The 26603-nt window shown below is 71.6% G+C and carries 26 protein-coding genes; 14 read left to right on the top strand and 12 right to left on the bottom strand.

Going from position 1 to position 26603, the window contains the following annotated elements:
* Window positions 1-109 precede the first annotated feature (109 nt).
* Window positions 110-1492, top strand: a complete 1383-nt coding sequence (locus AN233_RS07010) for an NAD(P)/FAD-dependent oxidoreductase (RefSeq protein WP_058366088.1) — start codon at window positions 110-112, stop codon at window positions 1490-1492.
* Between the two features lie 89 nt (window positions 1493-1581).
* Here AN233_RS07010 and AN233_RS07005 read toward each other — a convergent pair whose 3' ends face one another.
* The 4 genes from AN233_RS07005 to AN233_RS06990 form a co-directional block, all read right to left on the bottom strand.
* A complete protein-coding gene (locus AN233_RS07005) occupies window positions 1582-2277 on the bottom strand; it encodes a halocyanin domain-containing protein (RefSeq protein WP_058366087.1) in 696 nt (231 codons plus the stop codon).
* Window positions 2278-2474: 197 nt separating this feature from the next.
* Window positions 2475-3974 (bottom strand): amidophosphoribosyltransferase, encoded by a 1500-nt coding sequence (gene purF / locus AN233_RS07000; protein WP_058366086.1) that lies wholly within the window; start codon window positions 3972-3974, stop codon window positions 2475-2477.
* Window positions 3975-4062: 88 nt separating this feature from the next.
* Complete coding sequence (locus AN233_RS06995; protein ID WP_058366085.1) at window positions 4063-5022, bottom strand: glycosyltransferase; 960 nt, start codon at window positions 5020-5022, stop codon at window positions 4063-4065.
* A 3-nt stretch (window positions 5023-5025) separates the two neighbouring features.
* Window positions 5026-6090: a M20/M25/M40 family metallo-hydrolase gene (locus tag AN233_RS06990; protein WP_058366084.1), complete on the bottom strand. Its 1065-nt coding sequence runs from the start codon at window positions 6088-6090 to the stop codon at window positions 5026-5028.
* Window positions 6091-6242: 152 nt separating this feature from the next.
* On the opposite strand from AN233_RS06990, the gene AN233_RS06985 reads away from it, so the two are divergent.
* The 3 genes from AN233_RS06985 to AN233_RS06975 all read left to right on the top strand — a co-directional run bounded on the left by AN233_RS06985 (window position 6243) and on the right by AN233_RS06975 (window position 8566).
* A complete protein-coding gene (locus AN233_RS06985) occupies window positions 6243-6575 on the top strand; it encodes a hypothetical protein (protein ID WP_058366083.1) in 333 nt (110 codons plus the stop codon).
* 72 nt (window positions 6576-6647) lie between these two features.
* Complete coding sequence (locus AN233_RS06980) at window positions 6648-7607, top strand: zinc-dependent metalloprotease (RefSeq protein WP_058366082.1); 960 nt, start codon at window positions 6648-6650, stop codon at window positions 7605-7607.
* Between the two features lie 146 nt (window positions 7608-7753).
* Window positions 7754-8566 (top strand): DUF7847 domain-containing protein, encoded by an 813-nt coding sequence (locus tag AN233_RS06975; protein ID WP_058366081.1) that lies wholly within the window; start codon window positions 7754-7756, stop codon window positions 8564-8566.
* 78 nt (window positions 8567-8644) lie between these two features.
* On the opposite strand, the gene AN233_RS06970 is transcribed toward AN233_RS06975, so the two are convergent.
* A complete protein-coding gene (locus AN233_RS06970) occupies window positions 8645-9421 on the bottom strand; it encodes a mechanosensitive ion channel family protein (RefSeq protein ID WP_058366080.1) in 777 nt (258 codons plus the stop codon).
* Between the two features lie 253 nt (window positions 9422-9674).
* Window positions 9675-10124: a UPF0179 family protein gene (locus tag AN233_RS06965; RefSeq protein WP_058366079.1), complete on the bottom strand. Its 450-nt coding sequence runs from the start codon at window positions 10122-10124 to the stop codon at window positions 9675-9677.
* A 116-nt stretch (window positions 10125-10240) separates the two neighbouring features.
* Between AN233_RS06965 and tmcA the strand changes: the two genes are divergently transcribed.
* Both tmcA and AN233_RS06955 read left to right on the top strand, forming a co-directional pair.
* Window positions 10241-12592, top strand: a complete 2352-nt coding sequence (gene tmcA / locus AN233_RS06960; RefSeq protein WP_058366078.1) for a tRNA(Met) cytidine acetyltransferase TmcA — start codon at window positions 10241-10243, stop codon at window positions 12590-12592.
* A gap of 162 nt (window positions 12593-12754) precedes the next feature.
* On the top strand, window positions 12755-13246 hold the full coding sequence (locus AN233_RS06955; RefSeq protein ID WP_058366077.1) for a DUF456 domain-containing protein: 492 nt from the start codon (window positions 12755-12757) through the stop codon (window positions 13244-13246).
* 32 nt (window positions 13247-13278) lie between these two features.
* Here the strand turns inward: AN233_RS06955 and AN233_RS06950 are convergent, their stop codons facing one another.
* The 5 genes from AN233_RS06950 to thiL all read right to left on the bottom strand — a co-directional run bounded on the left by AN233_RS06950 (window position 13279) and on the right by thiL (window position 18318).
* A complete protein-coding gene (locus AN233_RS06950; RefSeq protein WP_080508398.1) occupies window positions 13279-13986 on the bottom strand; it encodes a DUF447 domain-containing protein in 708 nt (235 codons plus the stop codon).
* Window positions 13983-14858 (bottom strand): triphosphoribosyl-dephospho-CoA synthase, encoded by an 876-nt coding sequence (locus tag AN233_RS16575; RefSeq protein WP_058366076.1) that lies wholly within the window; start codon window positions 14856-14858, stop codon window positions 13983-13985. Before AN233_RS16575 ends, AN233_RS06950 begins: the two co-directional genes overlap by 4 nt.
* The gene (locus AN233_RS16570) at window positions 14855-15733 is read right to left on the bottom strand and encodes a tRNA-dihydrouridine synthase (protein ID WP_058366075.1); all 879 of its coding nucleotides are present in this window, start codon (window positions 15731-15733) and stop codon (window positions 14855-14857) included. Before AN233_RS16570 ends, AN233_RS16575 begins: the two co-directional genes overlap by 4 nt.
* Window positions 15730-16731 carry a 2-phospho-L-lactate transferase gene (cofD, locus tag AN233_RS06935; RefSeq protein ID WP_058366074.1) on the bottom strand — a complete coding sequence of 334 codons (1002 nt, stop codon included), beginning with the start codon at window positions 16729-16731 and terminating at the stop codon, window positions 15730-15732. Before cofD ends, AN233_RS16570 begins: the two co-directional genes overlap by 4 nt.
* A gap of 696 nt (window positions 16732-17427) precedes the next feature.
* Complete coding sequence (gene thiL / locus AN233_RS06930) at window positions 17428-18318, bottom strand: thiamine-phosphate kinase (protein ID WP_058366073.1); 891 nt, start codon at window positions 18316-18318, stop codon at window positions 17428-17430.
* A 138-nt stretch (window positions 18319-18456) separates the two neighbouring features.
* On the opposite strand from thiL, the gene AN233_RS06925 reads away from it, so the two are divergent.
* Window positions 18457-18912, top strand: coding sequence for a 30S ribosomal protein S19e (locus AN233_RS06925; protein ID WP_058366072.1), 456 nt, complete (start codon window positions 18457-18459; stop codon window positions 18910-18912).
* Between the two features lie 175 nt (window positions 18913-19087).
* Here AN233_RS06925 and infB read toward each other — a convergent pair whose 3' ends face one another.
* Window positions 19088-20878 carry a translation initiation factor IF-2 gene (gene infB, locus AN233_RS06920; RefSeq protein ID WP_058366071.1) on the bottom strand — a complete coding sequence of 597 codons (1791 nt, stop codon included), beginning with the start codon at window positions 20876-20878 and terminating at the stop codon, window positions 19088-19090.
* A 237-nt stretch (window positions 20879-21115) separates the two neighbouring features.
* Between infB and AN233_RS06915 the strand changes: the two genes are divergently transcribed.
* The 7 genes from AN233_RS06915 to AN233_RS06885 form a co-directional block, all read left to right on the top strand.
* Complete coding sequence (locus AN233_RS06915) at window positions 21116-21361, top strand: PRC-barrel domain-containing protein (protein ID WP_058366070.1); 246 nt, start codon at window positions 21116-21118, stop codon at window positions 21359-21361.
* Window positions 21361-21819 (top strand): NOB1 family endonuclease, encoded by a 459-nt coding sequence (locus tag AN233_RS06910; RefSeq protein WP_058366069.1) that lies wholly within the window; start codon window positions 21361-21363, stop codon window positions 21817-21819. The genes AN233_RS06915 and AN233_RS06910 overlap by 1 nt, the downstream gene beginning before the upstream one ends.
* A 112-nt stretch (window positions 21820-21931) precedes the next feature.
* Window positions 21932-22432 carry a DUF5810 domain-containing protein gene (locus AN233_RS16400; RefSeq protein ID WP_080508397.1) on the top strand — a complete coding sequence of 167 codons (501 nt, stop codon included), beginning with the start codon at window positions 21932-21934 and terminating at the stop codon, window positions 22430-22432.
* A 51-nt stretch (window positions 22433-22483) separates the two neighbouring features.
* A complete protein-coding gene (locus AN233_RS06900) occupies window positions 22484-22906 on the top strand; it encodes a DUF5809 family protein (RefSeq protein ID WP_058366068.1) in 423 nt (140 codons plus the stop codon).
* A 111-nt stretch (window positions 22907-23017) separates the two neighbouring features.
* Complete coding sequence (locus AN233_RS06895; protein ID WP_058366067.1) at window positions 23018-23584, top strand: J domain-containing protein; 567 nt, start codon at window positions 23018-23020, stop codon at window positions 23582-23584.
* Between the two features lie 142 nt (window positions 23585-23726).
* A complete protein-coding gene (locus AN233_RS06890) occupies window positions 23727-25430 on the top strand; it encodes a GTPBP1 family GTP-binding protein (protein ID WP_058366066.1) in 1704 nt (567 codons plus the stop codon).
* Between the two features lie 147 nt (window positions 25431-25577).
* Window positions 25578-26603: ABC transporter substrate-binding protein (locus AN233_RS06885; RefSeq protein WP_141654133.1), on the top strand; the 1026-nt coding region annotated here is incomplete at its 3' end.

Here is a 26603-nt window from a genome sequence, read left to right as displayed (position 1 = left end):
TTCCACAGCGCACCGTCACGACCGGGACGCCCAGATTTCGTCCTCCGTGAGGGGCCGGAATACCCGTTCGTTCCGTGGGTTTAATAGCCTGACCGCGACGCTCACGTGTATGGAACGCGCAGACGTTGTGATCGTCGGCGGGGGACCCGCCGGCACCTCGGCGGCACACGCGGCCGCGAGCGGCGGCGCGGACGCGATCGTGTTGGAGAAGGGGGTCCCGCGAGCCGACCGCGAGGGCCTCGGTCCCGACTCGACGGACGCCGCCGGGATCCTCGACTACTGGGTCGACATCATGGGGATCCACCCCGACGAGTTCCCCGAGGGCGTCGTGCAGAACGAACTGGAGCGCGCGGAGTTCCGCGGCCCCGACGCCGGCTGTACGCTGTACAGCACCGGCATCGACTCCTCGTACGACGAGTTCGGCTACACCTTCCACCGCGCCCGGTTCGACGACTTCATGCGCGAGCGGGCGGAGGATGCCGGCGCCGAGTACCGCGTGGAGGCGTCGGTCCGGAACGTGGAGTCGAGCGCCGCGGGCGACGACGACCCCCGCCACGTCGTCGAACTCGCCGACGGGAGCACCGTCGGCGGCGACTTCCTGATCCTCGCGGACGGTCCCCAGCGCACGGTGACCAACCGCGTGCTGGACCGCTACCTCCCGGACGGCGAGAAGGCCTCCGAGCGACTCGCCTCCCGCGACGCCAACCACATCGCGTATCAGGAGTACCGTCGGTTCCCGGAGGAGCTCTACGAGGAGGTCGAGGACGCCATCGTCTTCTGGTGGGGCGTCATGCCCGGCGAGACTGCCTACCCGTGGGTGTTCCCGAACCGCGACCGCGTCTGCCGCGTCGGGCTCACGATGCCCATCGGGCTGGACCTCGACGCGGTCGAGGACCGCGAGGAGTACGAACTCCTGCGGCCGGAGGACGACTCCGTCCCCTCCGGATCCGAGTACGTCGAACGCCTCCTGGAGTGGCAGTACGGCGACGAGTACGACGTCGAGGAGGACTTCCCGCTCGTCGAGGACGCCGGCAAGCGCGGGGGGACGGAGACGTACTCCATCTCCTCGACGCGCCCCATCGACTCCCCGACGGGCGCGGACGTCGCGGTCGCGGGCGGCGCCATGGGCACCACCTCGGCGTTCCACGAGGGCGGCGACCACGTCGCCGTGCGCACGGGCGCCATCGCGGGCGAGCTCGCGGCCGCGGGCGACCTCTCGGCGTACAACCGCCGCTGGAAGGAGGCCATCGGCGACGAGGTGCTGCGGAACGTGACGATGGCGGACATGGTGAAGGCGTACACGCCGAGCGACTGGAACCGGATCATCGGGGCGGCCGACACGATGCTGGCCGACGACTCCGACGACAGTCTGCTCCGACGGGGGTACTCCGCGGGCTGGGACGCGGCGAAGCTGCTGCTCTCCTACAAGTGGAACAAGCGCAAGTGGCGCTCGTCGTACACCCAGATCACCGAGGACGAGTACGTCTACTGAAGAGGGCGAATGCGCCTACTGAACGCCGGCGGCCGAGAGCGGGCCGGCGGCGGGGCTTTTTCGAACCGGTGCGTCTCCGGGCCGATTCGCTACTCCGGTTCGATGTCCACGATGCCGAGTCCGACCGCGAACAGCAGGCCCGCGAAGCCGAGCGCCACCGCCAGCACGCCGGCGTCGCCGGCTGTCAGCGACGCCGCGGCGCTTCCGCCATCGCCGCCGGCGCCCCCGGCGCTCTCGTTCGTCGCGGTTCCGGTCGACTCGTCTCCCTCTCCGCCGCCCGACTCGGTGCCCTCGCCGCCGCTTCCCGGTTCGATCAGCTCGTCGTCCGTCTCCCCGACCGCGACGGCGCCCTTCATCCCGACCGCGCGGTGCGGGTCGCAGTAGTACAGGAACGTGTCGCCCGACTCGGCGTCGTCGAACGTGTGCTCGAAGGTGTGGCCCGCCTCGCCGGTGAGTTCCGACTCGAAGCCCTCGCCCTCGGTGACGACGTTGTGGTCGCCGCCCTCGCCGGTCCACTCCCAGACGACGGTCGTGCCGGGGTCGACGAGGATCGCGGCGGGCTCGAACTGCAGGCCGCCGCCCGCGCCCACCGCGACGGTCACCTCGTCCTGCCCGGTGTAGTCGTAGGTGCCCTCGTAGTTGTCCACGTCCTCGAACCAGCCGTCGTACTGCGCGGCGGCGGTGCCGGCGCCCGCTGCCAGTCCGGTCGCGGCCGCGGCCCCCGCCGCGCCCGCACGGAGGAACCCTCGGCGCCCCACTCGCGTGTCGGTGTCTGGTCGGCTCATGGCTACACGTTCGCGTGACGGGCGCAATAAGGGACCGGGCGTTCCCACGGCATGAAAAGCGACCGCGAGAGGCGTCGGCCGGTACGCGTCGGCCGGCCACGCGACCGGGCACAGAAATACTCCAGCGGCGCGACCGGGCACAGAAATACTCCAGCGGCGCGACCGGGCACAGAAACGCCCCGGCAGCGTGACCTGGGTCAGTCCCCGGCCGACTCCGGCGCGTCGATGACGGGGCGGGCCACGTCGCGGTCGGTCGCCTCGTCGGGCACGTCGAACGGGTACTCGCCGGTGACGCAGCCGAGACACAGGTCCGCACGCGAGCTGTCGAGCGCCGACGCGACGGCGTCGATCGAGAGGTACGACAGCGAGTCCGCGCCGACCAGCTCCCGGATCTCCTCCGTGGACCGGTTGGCGGCGATCAGCTCCTCGCGGGTCGCCATGTCGATGCCGAAGTAGCAGGGCGCGATTATCGGCGGCGCGCCGATCCGGAGGTGAACCTCTTCCGCGCCCGCCTCCTTGACGAGTTCCACGAGCTGTGTCGAGGTCGTCCCGCGGACGATGGAGTCGTCGATGATGGTGACCGTCTTCCCCTCGACGGTCGACTTGATCGGGTTGAGCTTCAGCCGCACGGCGCGCTCGCGCTCGTCCTGCGTCGGCATGATGAACGTCCGGCCGACGTAGCGGTTCTTCATCAGCCCCTCCGCGAACTCGACGCCGGGCTCGTCGCCGCGCGGCTCCCCGTCCGCGGTCGTCTCGTTGGCGGCGTCCGCGTAGCCGGACGCGAACGCGCGGCCGGAGTCGGGGACGGGCATCACCACGTCCGTCTCCACGCCCGACTCCGCCCAGAGGTGTCGACCCAGCTCCCGACGCACCTCGTAGACGAGGCTGTCGTCGATGACGGAGTCCGGGCGCGCGAAGTAGACGTGTTCGAAGAAGCAGTGGGCGGTGCGGTCCTCCTGGACGAGCTGATAGGTGTCGTAGCCCTGCCCGTCGGGCTCGAGGACGACGAGTTCGCCCGGTCGCACGTCCCGGATGAGCTCGCCGTCGAGCGTGTCGATGGCGGCCGACTCCGAGGCGAGCACGTAGCCGTCCTCCAGCTCGCCGAGACACAGCGGCCGGTTCCCCTTCGGGTCGCGGACGCCGAGGACGGTGTCGTCGTGCATGATCGCCAGCGAGTAGGAGCCGTGGATGCGGCCCATCGTGCGCTTGACCGCGCGGACGAGGTCCTCGTCGAGCAGGTTGCGCGCGAGGTCGTGCGCGATGGCCTCGGTGTCGCCGTCGGACGTGAACGCGTGCCCGAGCGCGGCCAACTCCTCGCGCACCTCGGCGGCGTTGACGAGGTTGCCGTTGTGCGAGAGCCCGAGCGAGCCGGACTTGAACGAGACGGAGAACGGCTGCGCGCAGGACTTGTCCAGGCTGCCCGCGGTCGGGTAGCGGACGTGCCCGATACCGGTCGAGCCGCTGAGCGACTCGAGGTCCGACTCGTCGAAGGCGTCGCCGACCAGGCCGCGCTCGACGTGGCCGTGCTGCTGGAAGCCGTCGTGCGTGACGATGCCGGCCGACTCCTGGCCGCGGTGCTGGAGCGCGTACAGCGCGTAGTACAACGGTCTGGCCGCCTCCCGCTCGGCGAGCGAGACGCCGACGACGCCGCACTTCTCGCGCGGTTCGTCGCCCGCCTCGACCCCTCGGGGTTCCATGCGCGAGGCTGGGTCGGGAATCGGTAAAAACCCTCTTGTTCGTGGTCCCTTTGCTCCTTCCCTCGACCACAGATATGCACAGACGTGGTTATCTGTCGCCATCCTGCGGTCCACGGTCGACGACCCTCACGTCGTCCCGCGCCCGCCAGCGGTACCGGCGGCCGCCCCACACGAACGTCCGCCGTCCGAGGCCGTACGCGAGCAGGAGCGGCGCGGCGAGCATCGCGGGATACGCCAGCAGCGCGGTCCAGCGCCGGACGCCGAGGACCGCGTACACGCCGACCATCAGGAGCGTGGCGACCAGCAGCGTCGGGAGCGGGAACGCGACGCCGGCCGCGGCCCCGACCGCGGCGAGCGCGGTCGACCCGACCATCCCGCGCGGGTCGTGAAAGCGGACGATCTTCACGAAGCGGACGTGCCGCTCCAGCGTCGCCCGCAGGTTCCCGCCGGCGGAGACGCGCCGCGTCCGTCCCACGGGCGTCACGTCCACGTGCTCGCTCAGCGTCCCGTCGTCGCTCACGGCCGAGCGCAGGTCCCGGTGGAACGCGGCCTCGTCGAGGTCCGCGCGGTCGAAGACGACGGCGCCCGCCCACGCGATGCCGCCCGCCCGCACCGACAGCGACCCGCCGAGCGCGTTCATCGGCTCGAGGAACGTCGAGAACGGGTCCTTCCCCGCGAAGAACGGGACTTCTGTGGTCGCCCCCCGCGCCTCGTAGTCGTCCAGCAGCGTTGGGAGCCACGCCGGCGGGTGGTCGAAGTCGTCGTCCGTCCAGACGATCCGGTCGTGGGTCGCCGCTTCCATCCCCACCGCGATGGCGTTGGCCTTCCCGGAACACCCCTCGGGTTCGCCCGCCAGCACGATGCGGACGCCATCTGGGAGGGATCCGTCGTCTCGACGGGCCGCCACGGGGTCGGACGCGTCGTCGCAGACGATCAGTAGCTCGTCGTCCGGGCGGAGCTGCGTGGCCACCTGATCGCAGGCGTCGGTCCACCGGACGGTCGGGAGGATTACGCTCGCGGGCGGTCCGTCGGCAGAGGCACTGGGCACGGCTCAGACCTCGACCGCGAACCCTTCGCGGCCGGCGGCGCGCTCCGCCATCGCGGCCAGCAGCTCCGCGACAGCGACGAGGTCCCCGGTGTCGACGACTTCGACCGGCGTGTGCATGTAGCGGTTCGGGATGGAGACGTTCAGCGAGGGGACGCCCGACCGCGAGGTGAAAAAGGCGTCCGCGTCGGTGCCGGTCCGGGTGCCCGCGGCCTGCAACTGCACGTCCACGTCGGCCGCCTCGGCCGCCTCGCGCGCGAGGGTGACGAGTTCGGGGTGGTTGGCGCTCCCGCGCGTGACGACCGGCCCCTCCCCGAGTTCGACCGGGCCGCGCCGCTTCGTCGCCACGTCCGGGTTGTCCGTCGCGTGGGTCACGTCGACCGCGACGAAGGCGTCCACCTCCTCGCGGTCGAAGCCGACCATCCGCGCCCCGTTGAGGCCGACCTCCTCCTGTACGGTGGAGACGGCGTAGACGGTCGCGTCGGCGTCGGCCTCGCTCGCGCGCCGGAGGGCCTCCGCGGCGGTCCACGTCCCCGTCCGGTTGTCGATCCCGCGCGCGGCGATGCGGTCGCCGGCGAGGTCCTGCACGGTCGTCGAGAAGGTGACGGGGTCGCCGACCTCCACGAGTTCGCGCGCGTCCTCGTCGCTGTCGGCGCCCACGTCGACGAACTGCGCGCTGATGTCCTCGAACTCGTCCTCGCTCGGGTCCCGGAGGTGGATCGCGGTCTGCCCGACCACGCCCTGGACCGGCTCGTCGGCGTGGACGGTGACGTGCTGGCCCTTCGAGACGGTGCGGTCGCTCCCGCCGACCGGCGCGATCCGGAGGAACCCGTCCTCCGTCACGTCACGGACGATGAACCCGATCTCGTCCGCGTGGCCGGTGAACGCCAGCGTCGGCCCCTCGCCGGACCCCTCGTGGACCGCGACCGCGTTGCCGTAGGCGTCGGTCTCCACCTCGTCCGCGAACTCGCGGACGTACGCCGTCCAGACGCGCTGGCCGGCGGTCTCGAAGCCGGAGGGGCTCGGCGTCTCCAGCAGGTCGGTGAGGAACTCACGCCGTGACTCGTGCATGCCCAGGGGCTCGAACGCGGGCGCAATGAAGCCGGCGCTCGGCTCCGGACGGGGGAGCCGCATTCCGTCCCGTCCCGGCAGCAGTGGCACGCCGGTTCGCGTCGCGGCGTCTCGCCAGCACCGTTAAGCCCGCGCCGGGCGAAACACTGCACATGGCCGACAAATCCTTCACGCTGTTGCAGATCAGGCTCGGCGACGGCGACGTGCAGATCGGACCGAAGTCGCTCGGCGCGGGGTCGACCGCCGACGCCGCGGATGGGACCCACGAGGCCGAATCGACCGCCGGCTCGGACGCCGCGACGCGGTCCTGCCCGTGTCCGATGTGCTCGGACGGGTGCGACTGTCCGGCCTGCAAACTCGGCAAGGCCGCGCTCGTTCTCGGCCTCCTCGCCGCGCTGGCGGTGGCCGCGTGGAAGCTCCTCGGCGGCGGCGAGTTCGAGGACCTCGAGGAGATCGAGGACGAGGTCGAGGAACTGGTCGACTGAGGCGCGCCCGCCGACCGCGCCGCGACTGCACCGCGACACAAGGGCTTTGCGTCGTGCGGCCCGACTCCCTCCATGAACCTGTTTCGGAGCGTCCGCGCGGTGACGGCCGCCTCCGGCGACGGCGTCGTCGACTGGGACCGGGCGGCGGAGGCCGCGAAGGCCGGCACCGACCCGGGGACGCTTGACCTCCCGCCCGCGGAGCGCGAGGGCTACGCGACCGACGTGCGCGACGCCCGCGACCGCCTTCGGGAGACCGCGGACGTGGCCTTCGACGTGCCCGAGACCGTCGAGATCCAGAACCGCCACCACTGGATCGACGCCAACCTCGAGACGTTCCGCGCGGTGATGGAACCGCTAGAGGACCGCGCCGCACCCCTGCTCCCGGACGCCTCCCGCGTCGCCAACACCGGGACCATGGCGGTGATGCTCGGCTTCCTCGGCAGAAACGTCCTCGGCCAGTACGACCCCCTGCTGCTGGCGGACGACCCCGACGCCGCCCACGGGCTCTACTTCGTCCACCCGAACATCGCGAACGCGGCCGCGGAACTCGACGTGGACTACCCCCGCTTCCGGCGCTGGATCGCGTTCCACGAGGTGACCCACGCCGCGGAGTTCGGCGCCGCGCCGTGGCTCCCCGAATACCTCGAAACCCGCATGGAGGAGGGCGTGCTCGCGCTCACCGACGGCGCGCTCGACCGAGAGGCGTTCCGCGAGCTCGACGCCGCGATGACCGCGGTGGAGGGGTACGCGGAGCTCCTGATGGACCACGCGTTCGACGACGAGTACGCGGACCTCCGGCGCAAGCTCGATGCCCGCCGGCAGGGCGGGAGCCCGGTCTCGAAGCTCGTCCGGCGACTGCTCGGACTCGGGCTGAAGCGCCGGCAGTACGAGCGCGGTGCCGCCTTCTTCGAGGCGGTCGCGGAGCGCCGGAGTCTCGCCGCGGCCGGTGCGGTGTGGGAGCGCCCCGAGAACCTCCCGACCGACGCCGAACTCGATCATCCCGAGACGTGGCTGCTGCGCGTCGACCCCTGATCGGACCGGGTTTGAGGGCGTCGCACTCCCGGTCCCGGTAACGGACCGTCCGAGGTCCCGTCTCGTCGCTTCACGTTCGACACCGGTCGGTCTGTTCGGGACTCCCTACTACCCATCCTTTTGTATGAGTACGCTGACGCGTCTCCATGGCGGTTTTCGATGCCCTCCGCGAGAGCCCGAGCGCTCTCCTCCGAAATCCGGTCGTACTGATCCCCGTGATCCTGCTCGCGGCGCTGCAGCTTCCACAGCTCGCCCTGCAGGCGGTGAACCCGCTCCTCGGGGCGGTGGCCTCGCTCGTCGTCTCGGTCGGGATCGTCTTCGTCGTCCCGTTCTTCCAGGGCGGCATCGTCGCGATGGCAGACGAGGCGCTCGACGGCCGGACGTCGCTGGACACGTTCCTCGACGCCGGAAAGTCGAACTACCTCTCCATCTTCGGCGCGTACCTCGCCCTGCTCGGGATCAACCTCGCGCTGGGCATCGTCACCGTCGTCGCGAGCGCCTTCGTCGGAACCGGCGTGCTCGCGATGGCGCAGGGCGGTTCCTCCGGCGCCGGCGGGATCGGCGTGCTGGCGATCCTCGGAATCGTCGCGGCCGGGTTCCTCGTGTACCTGCTGGTCGCGTTCTTCCTGCAGTTCTACGGCCACGCCATCGTCCTCGACGACCTCGGGGCGGTCGACGGCCTGAAACGGAGCGCGGCCCGCGTCCGGCACAACCCCCTCGCAACGTTCGGCTACATGCTCCTCAGCGGCGTCGTCGGGGGCGGGGTCGGCCTCCTGTTCGGCGTCCTGTCCCTGCTGACGACGCCGGGAGCGACCGCGGGCGCCGGTATTGACGTCCCGATCGCCGCGGTCGTCGCGGTCGCGGTCCTCGCGGTCGCCGCGACCGGAGTCGTCGGGGCCTTCCTCGGGATCTTCTCGGTCGCCGTCTACCGGCGGCTCTCGATCCCGGCCGGCACGTGACGGCCCACTTCCGACCTTCCAACCGGCTATTGGGGACGGACCTCTGGCCGGAGTGAACCAATCACCGGACGGTGCGGGTCACTCGGCCGACTCCTCGCCCCCGTCGGGCTGGCCCATCGGCGTCGATCCGGGGCTCGGCGACCGACCGGGGAGCCACTCGCCGATGTTGGCGGCGACGTAGTCCCGGCCGCCGAGTCCGAACGCGATGCCGACGGCGAGCGCCGCGCCCGCGGCCACTCCCCACGCCGCGGCCTGTGCGAACGTGTTGAGGATCCGGACGTCGACGCCCATCGTGCCCAAGCCGATGACGGTCGCGACGAAGTAGAGGAAGACGCGCAGTCCGTCCGCGAACACGTCGGTGTATCCGGTGTCCGTGACCGTCTCGGTGTGAGCGACCACGTCGGCGAGGAAGTCGGCGAGGACGAAGCCGACGACGATGACGAGCGCGCCGGCGACGAACGCCGGGAGGTACGAGATGGCGGCCGCGATCCACTCGGAGAGGAGTTCGACGGCGAGGGCGTCAGCCGCCGCGAGCAGCGCCAGCGCGTAGATGAAGTAGGCCGCAACGCGTCCGAGGCTCCGTGAAACCGCCTTCTCGGTCCCACCCAGCGCACCGCCGAGCGGCGTGTTCATGACGAGTCGGTCGACGTTCGTCCTGTCCGCGAGACGGCGGACGGCGCCGGCGACGAGCCGACCCACGGCCCAGCCGATGGCCAAAATGACGATCGCGCCGACCAGGCGGGGGAGGAAAGCGACGATCCCCGCGACTGTCTCCTGCAGATACTCCGGCACGCCGGCTTGAAGCGCGACCGCGTCGGCCGTCGTCACACTCGTTTCCGTCGCTTTGGAACTCATTGAGTGGTGTCCGTCGCCTGAACGGATTGTTATTACCCGCATACACCGTTCTTCAGATCCCCCACGAGGCACGTCGTTTCGCGACGCTCGGCGGGGGCACAGTGAGTTCCGCGTGGGTCCCTATCGGGCGGGCTTCCGTCCGGGTAGTGCGTCCGTATCGGACATCGCCGGGTGCACGCCGTCCGGAGCGATGGGGGAAGAGCTCCTCGGAAACCCGGCGAAACGGCGGCCTACCGACCGCCGCCGCGAACGGCTACTCCTCCTCGGGCGCGAACTCCACCAGCGTCAGGTCGCGGTCGAGGTAGCAGGTGTCGTGTGGCGGTTCGCCGAGCACCTGCTTCACCTTCCGGTCCTCGTCGAAGTCCGCGCCCTCGGGGACGCAGTACTGGTGGCTCGGACACTCGGTGTGGGGGCAGGGACCGGCCAGCGAGGTCTTGCTCCCGGCGTACGCCTCGCGCGACGGGACGTTCGCGGGCACGGAGGTGGGTTCGACCTCGACCGCGCGGACGCCGGCGTCGTGGACGGCACACTCCAGCGTCTGTGCGTTGTCGCGCACGCCCGTGATCCGGTAGCGCGTTCCCTCCGAGAGGTTGAGACACTGGCTCCGGTACGGACAGCCCTCACAGCCCGGCGCCTCGCCGCCGTAGACGAACTCCCGACCGACGTCCGCGAGCCGCGTCCCGACGAGCGTGATGGAGGTCATGTCCGAGGGAACGACCGCCCCGGCGTTAAGCCTCCCGCCTCGGGACCCGCCCGCGCCGATCCGAACCGCACCGCGGAAGCGAAGAGCCAAAGCCCGCGCCGACCGACGGCGAGACCATGACCACGGACGGGAACGCCGTCGCCGACCTCGCGGCCGATCTCCGCGCGGAGGCCGAGCGGAGCAACGAGCGCCGCGTCCTCGTGCTGGCGGGCGCCCGCGAGGCCGGCATCGACGCCGCCTTCGACGCCGTCGCCGGGGCGGAGATCGCGGACGACGCGACCACGGTCGTCTCGACGCGCGAGGGGTTCCGGTTCGACCGCGTCGCGCCCCGGAGCGCCGGCTCGCTCCTCGGGAGCACCCGCAAGGCGGTGATCCTCGACTGCCACGACTACTTCGCGCCGAACGCGCTCGGGCGCGTCGTCGGGGCGGTCGACGGCGGCGGCCTGCTCGTCCTGCTGACGCCCCCGCTCGATGAGTGGCCCGCCGTCCGGGACGACTTCGACGAGACGCTCGCGGTGCCGCCGTTCCAGGTCGACGACGTGACCGGCCGCTTTCGCGAGCGATTCGTCGACACGCTCCGACAGCACTCCGGAATCGGGGTCGTCGACGTGGACGCCGCACCGCCCACGGTCGAGCGCGACGGACGTACCGACCCGCCGGAGCGCGCGACCGGCCGGGATCGACTCGCCGCGGACCGCGCCGCGCCCACGAACACCGCCTTCCCCGCGGCCGCCTACGAGGCGTGTCTGACCGCCGATCAGGGTCGCGCGCTCCGGGCGTTCGAGCGCCTTCGAACGCCCGGGTCCGCGGTCGTCGTGGAGTCGGACCGCGGTCGCGGGAAGTCGAGCGCGGCGGGGCTTGCCGCGGGGTCGCTGGCCGCCGAGGGCCGGGACGTGCTCGTCACCGCCCCCGCGTTCAGAAACGCCGCCGAGGTGTTCGAGCGCGCGCGGACGCTGGTCGACGCGCTCGGCGAGCGCGCTGGCGGTGGGGGGGTCGAGGACGACGAGAGAGCAACGGCCGACGACCGCCGGATCGAGACGCAGGCCGGCGGCGTCGTGCGCTTCGCGTCCCCGGCGACCGCGGCGGACCTCGTGGCGGGCGAGGTCGGGGGCAGCGGGGCGACCGCCCCCGGCGATGTGCCGGACGCCGTGATCGTCGACGAGGCGGCCGCGGTCCCGGTCCGGCTCCTGACGCGTCTGCTCGCCGCCCGTGCGGTCGCCTTCTGTACCACGGTCCACGGCTATGAGGGCGCGGGCCGAGGGTTCTCGGTTCGGTTCACGGAGCGGCTCATGGCGAGCGACCTGACCGTGACCGAGCGTCGCCTTGAGGAGCCGATCCGGTACGCGCGCGGCGACCCCGTCGAGGGCTGGGCGTTCCGCGCGCTCATGCTCGACGCGCGGCCGGCGGTCGACGCGGCCGTCGCGGACGCGACACCAGAGGACGCCGAGTACCGCACGCTCGACGCGGACGACCTGCTCGCGGACGAGCACCTGCTCGGCGAGGCGTTCGGCCTGCTGGTACTCGCACACTACCGCACCGAGCCGAACGACCTCGCTCGACTGCTCGACGCGCCGAACCTCTCGGTGCGCGCGCTGCTGTTCGAGGGGCACGTCGTCGCCGTCGACCTGCTCGCGCGCGAGGGGGACCTTCCGGCCGACCTCCGGGCGTCGATGTACGAGGGCTCGCGCGTCCGGGGGAACATGGTGCCGGACGTGCTGACGAGCCAGCTCCGCGACGAGGACGCGGGCGAGACCCGCGGGCTCCGGACGATGCGCATCGCGACCCACCCCGCGCTCCGCGATTCGGGGTTCGGAAGCCGACTGCTGGAGGCCGTCCACGACGAGTTCGCGCCGGAGATGGACTACTTCGGCGTCGGCTACGGCGCGACGCCGCGACTGCTTCGGTTCTGGCGCCGCGCGGGCTACCGGACGGTCCACGTCTCGACGACCAGAAACGACGCCTCCGGCGAGTACTCCGCGGTGATGGTCCGACCGGAATCGCCCGCGGGCGAGGCGCTGCTGGACAGACACGCCGCCGCGCTGCGGGACCGCCTCCGCGACTCGCTGTCGGACGCCCACCGCGACCTCGACCCGGACGTGGGCCGGGCGGCGCTCCGGGCCTGTCCGGCGGATCCGGAGCTCTCGCTGTCCGCGCGCGACTGGCGCGGCGTCGTCGGCGCCTCCTACGGCCCGGGGATGTACGACGCCGCGGTCGGCGCGTTCCGCGACCTCGCCCTCGCGCACCTGCTGGACCGCGAGGCGGTCCGCGAGGGCGACCTCTCCCCCCGCGAGGAGCGCCTGCTCGTCTCGAAGGTGTTGCAGGGCCACGCGTGGGACGTGGTCGCGGACCGCCTCGACTACGTCTCCACCGGCCAGTGCATGCGCGCGCTCGGCGACGCGGCGAAGCCCCTGGTGGACCGCTACGGCGACGAGACCGCGCACGCTGAGCGGGACCGGTTCGCGGAGTAGGCGGCGGTGCAGCACGGCGACCGAAGGACGCCGGGACAGAAGACGGCCGGGACAGAAGACGGCCGGGACAGAAGACGGCCGGGACAGAAGACGGCCGGGACAGAAGGACGGGGGACGGCCGCGGACGGGATTCTTTATGTCACCGTGGGAGGAATCACCACCATGGTCGAACCGGCCACGCTCGTCACGGGAGTCACGCTCGCGCTCCTGCTCGGGGGCGTCGTTGGGAGCGTCGTCCCAATGCTTCCCTCCGGGCTCCTGTCGCTCGCGGGCGTCGGCGTGTACGCGGTCTGGGGGGCGGAGCCGATCGGTTCGCTCCTCCTCGCGAGCCTCGTCCTCGTCGCGCTCGCGGCCGCGGTGCTGGAGCAGTTCGCCGGGCCGCTGACCGCCCGCGCCACTGGCGCGTCGACGCGGACCATGCTGATCGCGGCCGGCGCGGGCGTCCTGCTGTTCTTCGTCACCGGCCCGGTCGGCATCCTGATCGGCTCGTTCGGCGCGGTGCTCCTGTTGGAACTCCACCGCGGCGAGACCGGCGAGGACGCCGTCCGACGCGCCGGCTACACGGTGCTCGGGATGCTCGGCTCGGCGGTCATGCAGGTCCTGCTGACGGGGTCGGTGCTGGCGGGGTTCGTGCTGTTCGTGCTGGTGCTGTAGCGGAGGGATCGGGAAACCGCCGGGATCGGCCGTCAGTCGTCTCCTTCCAGTCGATCGCGCCAGCCGGTCGCGTCGTCGATCCGCGCGAACGCCTCTCGTTCGCGGGGGCCGCCACAGCGCTCGACCGTCTCCGCGAAGTAGGCGAGCCTGTCGAGCAGGTCCGCCTCCTCGAAGCCCGACACGTCCAGCCGCGAGGCCGCGACCGTCGCGTCGATCACCGCGCCGAAGCCGCGGTTGATCGTGGGCACGCGCTCGTCGAGCACGGCGCTCTCGATCGGCTCCAGCGCCCACTCCCTGATCGTCGTCCCGTTCTCCTCGCGGGCGTCGACCTGCTCGGCGCGGACCTCGACCCACGCGTCCGCGTTCGGGAGCACCGGCGCCTCGGTCTCCCGGACCGTCAGCGCGGCGTCCACGAACTCGCGCGGGTCGCTCGTGAACTGGACGACGCCCCGGCCGCGCTCGGTGAAGTTGCGCCAAGTCCGTGTCCGGCCGTAGGTCCGCGCGGTAACGCGGTCGCGGGCGGCGGCGCGTTCTCCTCCGCTCTCTCCGCCCTTTCCGTCCTCTCCGCCCTCGGGCGCGTGGAGTCCGAGCGCGGCGTGGTTCCACAGGTCGTTCGGCCCGCGCGTGGCGACGACGGACTCGGTCACGCCGCGCAGGTCGACCGGCCAGCCGGCGTCGTCGAGGTCGGCACCGTCGGAGTCGGCGTCGGAGTCGGCGTCGGAGTCGAAACCGCGAGTCACACGCTCAACCCCCGTCGGAGCGCGATAAACAGCGCGGCGCAGGTGAGGTCGGCGGTCGTCCCCGGGTTGATCCCCTCGGCGACGAGCTCCTCGGCCAGTTCCGCCGCCGCGTCGAGGTTGCCGCGGACCGCCATCGCGCGCCGTGACACCTCGCGGGCGACCGCGTCCCCGTGGTTCGTGGCGACCAGCGTGTCCGGTTCGGCCGCGAGCAGGTCGACGAAGACGCGCGCCGTCCGCTCGCCCACGGGCCCGTCCATCGACAGCAGGGAGTCGGCGGCGTCGAACGTCCGGGGGAAGCCCTCGACCCACTCCTGTGCGTTCCGGTCCGGGACCCCCTCCTCCGGCGCGGCAGAGAGCTCCATCACGTCCGCCAGCGTGAGTCCGCGCTCGCGAAGGGTCGGCTCCGCCGCCGCCCCCCGGCGAACGTCGAGGGCCGGGGCGTCCGGGGGCGGGTCGCCGACGGCCACGTTCACGCGGTCGAAGGCGCGGTAGAACGCGACTGCGTCGTCGACGGTCGTCCCCGCGACCACCTCCTCGACGGCCGCCGGGGTGAGCGCGCCCTCGCCGGTCTCCGCGACCGCCTGCACCAGCGGAACCAGCAGGAGCAGACACCCGAACTGCGTGTTCTCGCCGGCCCGAGCGTGCATGCCCGCGACCGCCTCTTCGAAGGCCTCGCCGACCGGCGCTCCCGCGGCGGCGCGGTCCAGTCCCGATCCGGCCCCGACCGCGCCGGCGAGGAACTGCTCGAACCGGAGATCGGGGAGGTCCCGCGCCCGGTCGACGTTCCCGGGCTTCGGGGTGCCCGCGACCTCCAGCAGCAGCGCGAGGCGCGCGTCGTCGGCCGGGTCCGCGGAGCGGTCGCGGTCGGTCACGTCGGCGCCCTCCGTGAGTCGCCCGCATCCGGCTCCGCGTCCGTCAGGTCCGCCACGGCGGCCGCGACGCGGTCCAGCGCCGCGCCGTCCGCGTCCGGTGCGGTCGGACGGCCGACGCTCACGGCGTCCGCGCCGTGGTCGAGGTACTCGCGGACCGTCGCGCGGTCGCGCACCTCGTTGTTGGCGATCACGAAGGGGCGCTCCACCTCCGCGGGCTCGGCGTTCGCCCACTCGCGGAGCGCCTCGACCACGTCGCTCACGACCGCCTCCGAGTCCATCGCGTCGACGTGGACCGCGTCCGCACCCGCCTCGGCGACCGCGACGGCGGCCGCCGGCAGGTCGACGCCCGGAACCTCCGCGCGGACCTTCACGCTCACCGTCGCGCCGGCGTCGACGGCCGCACGGACGTGCTCCCGGAGCCGGTCCTCCTCGCCGAGGAGGCGCTCGCCGCAGCCGACGGCGCACAGCTCCGGCTGGCGGCAGTGCGCGTTCACCTCGGCGATCGCGCCGTGTTCGGCGCAAACTCCGGCGGCCTCGCCGAGCGGTCCCGGGGTCGCGCTCCGGAGGTTCACCGCCGGGCGGAGGTCGTCGATGTCCCCGCCAGCGTCGGACTCCGCGAGCGCGGCGAGTTGCTCGTCGACGAACGCGACGGGGTCCGTCGGCAGGAACTCCTCGCGGCCGCGGGCGACGAGGTCGCGCGCGGCGGCCCGGCTCGCGGGGTCGAGCGAGACGCCACCGAGGAACGCGCACCCGACCCGGTCCGCGACCGCCCGCGCCCATTCGGCGTCCGCGACGCCGCTGAGACTGGCGGCCGCCAGCGGCGGATCGAACGGACGTGGCCGGCGCTCTCGGGCGGCGGGCGCGTCCCCGGTCACGCGACCGCCCCCGCCCGCTCCAGCGCCTCGCGGCACGCCCGAGCGACGCGCGCGGCGTCGTCGGCGTCCGCGATGGCGGTGTCGGTCCTGACCGTCGGCCGGTCCAACTCGGTGCCGTCGGCGTCGTCGAGCACGAACGCGTCCGCGAAGGGGTAGGCGTCGGCGACGCCGGCCGTGGAGGGGTCCCGCCCGGTCCCCCGCATCAGGTCCGCGACGGGGCCCGAGAAGGCCTCGTCTTCCACGAACGGCGAGACCGCGACGACCGGCGTCTCGCGGAGCGCCGCTTCGACGCCCGGGAGCGCGAGCATCGGGCCGATGCTCGTGACCGGGTTCGAGGGGCCGATCACGACCGGCCCGCGGAGGGCGTTCTCGAACGCCGGCGAGGGGTCCGCGGCGTCCGCGCCGCGGAACTCCACGTCCTCCACGGGGGGGTCGGCGCGGCGCGCGACCCAGTACTCCTGGAAGTGGAGGGGTCCTTCGGGGGTGTGGACGATGGTGGCGACCGGGTCGTCGGACATCGGCACGAGGTCCACGTCGAGGTCGAACGCGTCCGCAAGCGTGCGCGTGACCGCCGTGAGGGTGTGGCCCTCGTCGAGCAGGCTCGTTCGAGTGACGTGGACCGCGCGGTCGCGGTCGCCGATCTCCATGAACTCGGCGACGCCGGAGAAGCGCCGCCAGCGCGCGATGTCGCGGCCGGCGGTCTGCGCCTCATCGGCGAGGTAGCGCGGGCCGTCGTCGAGCCCCGCGGCGTCCGCGAGTCGGCGGAGTTCGTCGTGTGTCGCCGTCGTGTCGTCCGCGATCCCCCACCACGTCTCGCGGTCGAGGACGCCCCCGCCGTGGAACAGCACCGTGTCGACGTCCGGGCAGACGAGGTGCCCGCCGAGCTCCACGTCATCGCCCGTGTTGCCGACGACCGTCACGTCGTCGGGGTCCCACAGGCGCGTCGCCCCGTCGAGGAGCTTCGGCGTCCCCGTGCCGCCGGCGAGGAAGGTGACCATACAGACGGATGGACGCGGGGAGATTTGTAACCTGCCCTCCGCGACGACGAAACCGCTCACTCCATCTTCCTGTACGATACCGATACTTAGTGGAGCGGTGTGTTTTTGTCTGTTTTCTGCTACTTGTGGGTGTTTTTGTGACTGCTGTCGATCCTGCTGCTGGGGACAGCAACACCCAGAAAGCCCCAGCCGGCTCTCTGGACGCGGTTTTTGTGTCTGTTGCAGATCCTGCTGCGTGGAACAACACCATCCAGAAAGCCCCAGTCGGCTCGACCGGCCGCGCCTCGTTGCGCTCCTCGCTCTCCGCACAGCCCGCTGCGGTGCTTACGTCGTCGGGGCCGGTCGAGCCGACTGCCCCTTTCAGCCCCACCCCGCACCGCAACCGCACAGCAGCCTCGCACCTCCCCAACCTCGGCGGCGGCGCGGCCGCGAGACCGCACCGCAATGCGGCCGCGCCGCCGCCTCCCTCGCGCGGTCGCGGCGACACAAGGTCGCCGCGGCGCGCGCCGACAGCACGGCACTGCGACCGCAACCGCACCGCAACCGCACCGCTCCGCGACCGCACAGCACCGCACCGCCGCGAGTTTCAGAAAAGCGAGACTTCTGAATCGGTCTGCATCACTCAGTATCGCGGTCTGGGAGTTCGGTATGCGGAGAACAGAGGAGAAATCCCCGCCCTTCAGGGCGGGGAGGATGTCAAGTCCCGTGCGTGTAACCGCGATCGGGGAGGGAATTTTCGTCGGCGGTCACGCCGTTATCGGCCGGTTCGACGGTTCCGATCCGGGCGATCGGAGCGGGTGAACGCTCACGGATCGCGTCGAGTGCGCGCTCGGAGGCGGTGAAGACGAGTTCGAAGTCCTCCCCGAAGTGGGCCGCGAGTTCGAAGCGGTCCGTCGCGTCCGCGGCGACCTCCTCCACCGCGGGGTGGACCGGGACCGTCGCGCGGTCGATCGCGAACCCCACGTCGCTCGCCTCCGCGAGCTGGTGGAGCGAGCGCGCCAGCCCGTCGGAGGAGTCCATCATCGCGCTCGCGCGCCCGGCGAGCACGCGACCGACCGCGACGCGGGGCGTGAACCGGAACAGGTCGTTCGCCCGCTCCGCCTCTCCTGCCTCGAACAGCCGGAGGGCGGCCGCGCTCCGGCCCCACTCGCCGGTGACACAGACCGCCTCGCCGGGGTCGGCGCCGGTGCGGCGGACCGGACCCGCGCGCTCGTCCACCTCGCCGAACGCGGTCGTGGCGACGGTGAACTCCGAATGCTCGTCGAGGTCGCCGCCGACGTATTCGGCCTCGACGGCCGCGCACACGTCCCGGGCGCCCTCGAGGAACGCCGTCAGCTCCTCCGGATCGAAGCGCTCGTCGGCGTACACCGCGACCGCGGCGGTCGCGTCGGCGCCCATCGCCGCCACATCCGACAACGAGGCGCCGACCGCGCGCCAGCCGGCGGTGTACCGCGTCGTCCCGGCCGGGAAGTCCGTCCGCTCGTGGAGCATGTCGGTGGTGACGACGGTCCCGTTCACGACCGCCGCGTCGTCGCCAGCGTGTGGGAGGGTGGCGCCGATCCGCGCCAGCGCCTCGCGTTCGTCCATCGGGCTGGGGTTCGGCGGCGGTCGACTAAAAGGGGCCGACACGCGGCCGGAATCCCGCCGCTCCGGCCCTGCAAACCGTTCCCACGGTGCCTCCCGAATACGATGACTTTAAACGGCATGCGACGGAATTTGGCCTCAATGGTAACCATCTACGACGTCCCGGCGGAGGACCTCATCGAGGAGGCCGCCGCGCGACTGGAGGACCGCATCGAGGAGCCCGCGTGGGCCGAGTTCGCGAAGGCCGGCACCGCCAACGAACTCCCCCCCGAGCAGGAGGACTTCTGGTACGTCCGCTCCGCGAGCCTGCTCCGCAAGATCTCCAAGAGCGGCCCGGTCGGCGTCGAGCGCCTCGCCACCGAGTACGGCGGCAAGAAGCGCGGCTCCAACCGCTACATCGTCCGCCCCGGCGAGCACGCGGCCGGCTCCCGCAACGTCATCCGCACCGCGCTCCAGCAGCTCGAGGAGGAGGGCCTCGTCGAGACCGCGCAGGGCGAGGGCCGCCGCCTCACCGGCGAGGGCACCGCCTTCCTCGCCGAGGTCGCCGAGGACGTCTTCGAGGACCTCGACCGCCCCGAACTCGAACGCTACGCGTAGATCCGCAGTCGCTTTTTCCAAAGGCTCGCGGTCGTGAGCGGCTGGGCTGGCGGTCGTCCTTTTGTGGTTCAGAAAACCGCGACTCTGGCGGGCAGTATTCTGTCGTTCAGGAAATCGCGCCGCTGACAGGAGTGCCCTCGCAGCTCAGAAAACGGAGGTGGCGGCTTCGATGACGCTACTTCCCCCAGAAGGGGTCCCGCTTGCGCCGCGTATCCAGGTAGCTCGTCAGCGCCTCCAGTTCGTCGGCGGTGATCTCGCTTTTGAGCTCCTGTTCGAGGATCTTCGCGTGCTTCTCGGGGACCTCGGTCCAGAGGGTGTCGCCCTCCTCGATGCCGCGGCCGACGGTCGGGCCGTCGATGGCGACGCTGACGCGCTCGCCCGCGCGGGCCTCGTCCACGTCCTCGCCCTGCTTCTGGATGCCGGAGAGCTGGCCGACGCGGTCGAACTCGTTGCCCTCGAACTTCCCGACGTTGCGGTTGTTCTGGAGGGTGCCCGAGAGGACCTCGACGCCGACGACCGCGGGGTCGTTCTGCCGGAAGGTGTGGTCCGGGAGGATGCGGAACCGGGCGGGGCGGACGATCTTGTCGAGGACGGTCTCCTGCTGGGCGCGCTGGCGCTCCTCGACGAACGTCTCGTAGTCCTCGATCAGCTGGTAGATCACGTCGTCGGTGAACAGCTTCACGTCCGCGGCCTCCAGCTCGTCGCGGGCGTTCGACAGCAGGTCGACGTTGAACCCGAGGATGGCCTTGTGCTCGTCCTGGTTGGCGGTCTCCGCGATGGCCACGTCCCGCGGCGCGATGTCGCCGACCTCCGCGCGGAGGATGGGGACCTCGGCCTCCGCTAAGGCGTTCGCCATCGCCTCGAGGCTGCCGAGGGTGTCAGCCTTCACGACGACGCCGTCCTCCTCGGTCTCGACCTCGATCTCCGCGAGCTCGGCCTCCACCTCCGCGATCACCTCGGCCTCGGTGCGGTCGCGGACGACGCGGACCGGCGCGCCCGCCATCGCGTCGTCGAGGTCCGGCGCGGCGATCTTCACGCCGGCCGCGGCGCCGACTTCCTCGACGGTCTCGAACTGCTTCTCGGTCCGGATCTCCGCGAGCGGCTGGGGCTGGAGCAGCGCGCGCACCTCCGTCACGATGGGGTCGCCCTGCCCGCCGACGACGATCGTGTCGCCGGTGCGGATCACGCCGTCGTACATCACGGCGTCGACGGTCGCGCCGAAGCCGCGCTCGTCTTTCACCTCCAGCACCGTCCCCTTGCCGGGACCGGCCACGTCGATGGCCATCTCCTCCTTCATGAACCGCTGGGAGAGCCCCATCAGGACCGTCAGCAGGTCCGGGACGCCCTCGCCGGTGATCGCGGAGACCGGGACGACGCCGATATTCTTCTGGAAGTCCTGCACGCGCCAGTACAGGTCCGCGGAGAAGCCGTTGTCCGACAGCTCCCCGATGATCTTGTAGAGGTTCTCGTCGAGCATCGACTGCGCGCGGTCGGACTGCGCGTCGTAGGTAGGCTGGATCGGCTCGCCCTCGTTGGGGTTCCAGCCGGGCGTCGTGTCGATCTTGTTCGCGGCGACGACGAAGGGGGTCCCCGTCCGCCGGAGGATGTCCAGCGCCTCCTCGGTCTGGGGCTGGAAGCCGTCATTGACGTCGACGACGAGCACCGCGATGTCCGCGAGCGCGCCCCCGCGGGCCCGAAGCGTGGAGAAGGAGTGGTGGCCCGGCGTGTCGATGAACAGCAGACCGGGGAGGTCGAAGTCCTCCGGCTGGACGAGCTCGCCCGCCATCGAGGAGATGGTCGCGAGGGGGATGTCCGTCGCCCCGATGTGCTGCGTGATCGCGCCCGCCTCGCCCTCCGAGACGGCGGAGCCGCGTATCTTGTCGAGTAGACTGGTCTTGCCGTGGTCGACGTGCCCGAGCACGGCGACGATTGGCGTGCGTAGCGTGTCCGCGTGTGTGTCTGCCATCGAAGGTCACCCCGAGAAATCGGTCGTTACCGGAGGGAATCGCGGGCGGCAGTTAAGCCTTTCAAAACGGCGGTCGCGCAGCGATCGGACCGATCCCGGGTGCGGCGGCCGGCTCCCGTGCTCCCGGTCGGTCCGCCCCCGTGGGCGTGTGCCGCCCGTCGGACGCCCCCGTGTGGCGTGTGCCGCCCGTCGGACGCCCCCGTGGCGTTTAAGACGGTCCGCCGGATTCGTTCGGACATGGCAGACATCCTCGCGGAGAACCTCTCCGGCAAGGCCGTGATGGGCGCGGACGGCACCGAGCTCGGCGACCTGTACAACATCACGATGAACCTCAAGTCGGGCGAGCTCCACCACCTGCTCGTCACTCCGAACGACCAGTTCGACCCCGCGCGGTCGAGCTTTCAGGTCGACGAGCGGGGGCGGATGCTCGTCCCCGTCGGCAACGTGCAGGCGGTGAAGGACTACATCGTCGTCGGCCGCTAATGCGAGTCCTCGACGCCTCCGCGTTCATCCACGGTCACGACCCGGACGGACCGACCGCCTCCATCCCGGCGGTGAAGGAGGAACTGGAGGGCGGCCACGCGCTGCGGTTCGACGCCATGGAGGGGGGCGGCATGACCGTCCACATCCCCGACGAGGCGTCGCTCCGCCGGATCACCCGCGCCGCCGAGGAGTCCGGCGACGCGGACGTGCTCTCGGAGACGGACCGCCGCCTCGTCGCCGCGGCCTTCGAGCTCGACGCGACGCTCGTCACGGACGACTACGCGATGCAGAACGTCGCGGAGCGGCTCGACCTCGACGTGGAGGTGATCGCCCGCGACGGCATCACGGAGGAGCGCGAGTGGCAGTGGCAGTGTTTCGGCTGCGGCCGCGTCTTCGACGAGGAGAAGGACCGGTGTCCGATCTGCGGCAGCGAGCTCACGCGCAAGAACCCCTCGTGAGCGGCGCGGTTCCCGACCCTCGTCCGCGGACCTTTTTCTGACCCCTGAGGGCTCGGTCGCGGACCGCGGACGACGGGTTGAAGCGGCCGGCGCGCGGACGTGCGGACGAACAATGGGCTACGCGTGTCCGGTCTGTGACCTGCCGCAGCGCGACGGCGAGCACCTCGCGCATCACCTCGCGTTCACGGCGATGCTGCACGGCGACGACCACGAAACGTGGCTCGACGAGCACGCCGACGCGTGGAGCGACAGCACCCCGGCCGAACTCGCGGGCGAAGTGACGCCGCACGCCGAGGAGGTCGAGACCGAGGACGGGGACGGTCACGACCATCGGCACGGCCACGGTCAGGGCCACGGGCAGGAACCGGGACGGCCCGACGTCGGCCCCCTCGGCGGCGGAGTGGGCGGACTCGGCGCCGGCGGCACCGGGCGCGCCTCGGGGGGCACGTCGGAGGCCCCCAGCCGCGACGACCCCGAGGTCCAGCAGGTCCTCCGGGAGGCGCGCGAGTTGACCGAGCGAATGCTCGACGACGACGGGGCGGGCGACGGCGGCGGGGCAGACGACGGCAACGGGTCGGACGACGACACTCCCGGGACCGAAGACGACGCCTGACCGCCGGCGCGGAGCGGAAACCCCTTCCCGTCGCCGGTCGGATCCGGGGGCATGGAGACGAAGGGTTCGTTCGCTCCGGCGACCGTGGAGGAGGCGCGCGACCGCTACGCGGAGGCCGGCGAGGCGGCGCGGGTGGTCGTCCGCGAGACGGCGAAGGCGATGGGCTTCGACGGCGAGGAGTACGACGAGCGCGTCACCGGCGAGGTTATCGAGACCGCCCGGGACGCGCTGTTCGCGTCGCTTCTGACCGTCCACGTCGCCGACCGCGAGACGTTCGAGACGTGGCTCGACGAGCGCCCGTTCACCGAGGGGGACGTGACGGTGCTCGGCTCCGAACACGTCGACAACGTGGTCTGGCACGCCGCGCCGTTCGCGGACGCGGTCGTCGCCGCCACCTTCCAGAACGAACCGGACGCGGCCGCCGGCACGCTCCGTCGAAACGCCTTCGGGCGGATCTATCGGGACGAACTGTAGCGGTCGGTCGGGGGATTGACGACGCGTCGCCCGAGGCGTCGACGACGCGCTCCGACGACGGGGACGGCGTCTCGGCGGGACGCTTACGGCGCTTCGCCCCCAACGGAGACCGTGCTCTCGAACGAGCGGGTGGTCGTGGGGCTCGCGGCGACGTTCGCGGGGCTGACGGCGGTGCTTCTGGTCGGCGGGCTCGCGGTCAGCCCGGTGATGCTGGCGGTCGCCGTCCCGTTCGCGTTCGCGACCTACTTCCTCTGGTACCACGCCAGCGGTCGGCTCCGGGCCCGCGTCCGGCGGCAGGCGACGGGCGCGTCCGCCCGTGATCGAAGGCGGGCCCGACAACGCGCCAGGGCCGCCGAGAACCGCCGCGCGGCGTTCTCCGGGGACCGAGCGGGCTCACGGGAGCGGCAGCACCGCGAGCGGCGGCGACGGGGCGGGCAACGCCGGAGCAGCCGTCGCAACGGACGCCGCGACCGGGCCCCACCGGCCGACGGCGGTCCGACGGTCCGCGAGGCATACGCCACGCTCGACCTCTCGACGGACGCGGACGAGGCGGCCGTCAAGCGCGCGTACCGCGAGAAGGCGAAGGAGCTGCATCCCGACGCCGCGGATGGCGACGAGGAGGCGTTCAAGGAGCTAAACGCCGCCTACGAGCGCTTACAGGAAGGGTCGCGGGCGTAGGGCGGTCAGCGAAGCGTCCGAGACAGAAATACGTCCAACACGAGAGCGCTCCCTCCCGCTCTCGGCCGGTCCGGACCGATCCCGTGCCGTGGGGACACACCCCACGAAAACCGTTATACGTGGTCCTCGCCTACGAGCGCCCATGAGCGCTGACCGGTCCGCCATACGGGGGGCCATCGAGCGCGGGGAGCAGGACGGCGGCGCCGTCGAGTTCAAAGAGCGGCTCTCCCGCGAGGTCCACCTCGCGGACGGGCGCATGGAGTCGCTCGTGGCGCAGCTCCGCCACCGCGTCCTCTCCGGGGATGGGGAGGCGACGTACGTGCTCGGCGTCACCGACGACGGCGGACTCGCCGGCGTTCCGCCGGAAATTTTCTCGGAGACGATGGACGTGCTCTCGGTGCTCGCCGAGGAGGCCGACGCGCACATCCACGACGTCGACACGTGGAGCGTCGGCGACGTTCGCGAGGGCGCTGACGGCGGCGAGAGCCCGACGGAGGGGATCGTCGGTCTCGCGACGGTTCGCGAGGGCGGCGTGCTGGAGACGGACGAGGACCACCTCGTCGTCGGCACCGCGGGACACGTCGACCACGGCAAGTCGACGCTCGTCGGGTCGCTCGTCACCGGAGACGCGGACGACGGCGACGGCGCGACGCGCGGCTTCCTCGACGTGCAGCCCCACGAGGTCGAGCGCGGGCTCTCCGCGGACCTGTCGTACGCAGTCTACGGCTTCGAGGGCGACGAGAACGCGGAGTCCGCGGGAGACCCCGTCGAGGACCCCGTGCCGGTCCGGATGGACAACCCGCACCGCAAGACGGACCGCGCGGGCGTCGTCGAGCGGGCCGACCGGCTCGTCTCGTTCGTGGACACCGTGGGCCACGAGCCGTGGCTCCGGACGACGATCCGCGGGCTGGTGGGCCAGAAGCTCGACTACGGGCTGCTCGTCGTCGCGGCCGACGACGGGCCCACCAAGACGACGCGCGAGCACCTCGGGATCCTGCTGGCGACCGAGCTTCCGACCGTGGTCGCTGTCACCAAGACCGACGCCGTGAGCGACGAGCGCGTCGACGCAGTCGAGCGTGAGGTCGAGTCGATGCTGCGGGAGGTCGGGCGCACGCCGCTCCCGGTCGAGCGCCACGGCGTCGCGGCCGCGGCCGACGAGATCGGTGAGTCGGTGGTCCCCGTCTTCCGGACGAGCGCGGTGACCCGGGAGGGACTGGACGACCTCGACCGGCTGTTCGCGGCGCTCCCCAAGCGCGCGACGCCCGAGCGCGCGTCGTTCCGGATGTACATCGACCGGACCTACAGCGTGACCGGCGTCGGCGCGGTCGCGTCCGGGACCGTGAACTCCGGCGCGGTCGAGGCGGGCGACGAACTGCTGTGCGGGCCGATGCCCGACGGGAGCTTCCGGGAGGTCGAGGTCCGCTCCATCGAGATGCACTACCACCGCGTCGACCGTGCGACGGCCGGGCGCATCGTCGGCATCGCGCTGAAGGGCGTCGACGAGGCGGAGCTGGAACGCGGCATGGTGCTCGTGCCGCGGGAGGAGAACCCGCCCGCAGTCCGGGAGTTCGAGGCCGAGGTGATGGTGCTCAACCACCCCACCCGGATCCGCGACGGCTACGAGCCGGTGGTCCATCTGGAGACGATGAGCGAAGCGGCCGAGTTTTCGCCCGAGGGCGGGCGGCTGCTGCCCGGTGACACCGGCCAGGCCACGGTCCGGTTCAAGTTCCGACCCTACCTCGTGGAGGAGGGACAGCGGTTCGTCTTCCGCGAGGGGTCGAGCAAGGGCGTCGGCACCGTCACGTCGGTGACGCCGCGACCGAGTCCCGCGAACGCGGACGACTGAGACGACCGGAACGCCTGTGACCGAGTCACACGGATCCGCAGGAGTGTACATTCCTGTCCAACATCTACCGTTAGATCACCGACCTCGGATGGAGATCCATGAACGATTTGCGAAATCCTTATTATATAGAAAGGAAACCGGCATAACATGCGGAAGTCACGCATGGACAACGTTACGAGGCGGAAGTTGCTCGCAAGCGGAGCCGCGCTGTCGTCGACGGCGCTGCTTGCGGGTTGTACCGGTGGAGACGACGGCGGTTCCGGCGGCGGAACCGGCACCGAGGACGGTTCCGGCGGTGGCGGCGGCAACGGTGGAAGCGACCTGCCCCAGCAGGAGCTCTACTTCGGTCAGGTGAAGGGCGCGCTGGACATGGACCCCATCGTCATCAACGACGTGCCGTCCGCGCAGATCGCGGGCCAGATCTTTGACGGCCTCTACGAGTACGGCGAGGGCGTCAACATCGTGCCGAAGATCGCGGCCGAGCAGCCGACCGTCGAGAACGACGGGACGCGATACATCGTTCCGCTCCGCGAGAACGCGGAGTTCCAGAACGGCGACGCCGTCACCGCGGAGGACGTCATCCACACGATGACGGCACCGGTCGAAGAGGAGACCGAGAACGCCTCCGAGGTCGACATGATCGACACCGCGGAGGCCATCGACGAGCACACGGTCCAGTTCGACCTCAAGTACCCGTACGGCGCGTTCAACACCGCGATGGTCCGGAACGTCGTCAACGCCTCCGTCCGGCAGGAGGACACCGAGGCGTACAACCAGGACCCCGTCGGGTCCGGTCCCTTCGACCTCGTCGAGTGGGAGCCCGAGAACTTCGCGACCGTCGAGCGATGGGACGACTACTGGGACGGAGACGCGGGGCTTCCGAACGTCCAGACCATCGAGTTCGACCCCATCGAGGAGCAGACGACCCGCGTCACGGAGCTGGAGACGGGCAACGTCGACATCATCGAGACGATTCCGCCCCAGCTGTACGAGACGGTGCGCAGCAACGAGAACGCGAGCATCTCCGAGGAGCCGGGCGTCGGCTACTTCTACCTCGCGTTCAACTGTAACGAGGGCCCGACCGCGGACCCCGCGGTCCGCGAGGCCGTCGACTACTGCTTCTCGATGGATCAGGCCATCGAGAACTTCGTGCAGCCGTCCGGCGTCCGGCAG

The sequence above is a fragment of the Haloparvum sedimenti genome, from assembly GCF_001462205.1.
Lineage (GTDB): Archaea > Halobacteriota > Halobacteria > Halobacteriales > Haloferacaceae > Haloparvum > Haloparvum sedimenti.
Note: the sequence above shows the minus strand (reverse complement) of the source record. Positions and strands in the feature narration are given on the sequence as shown.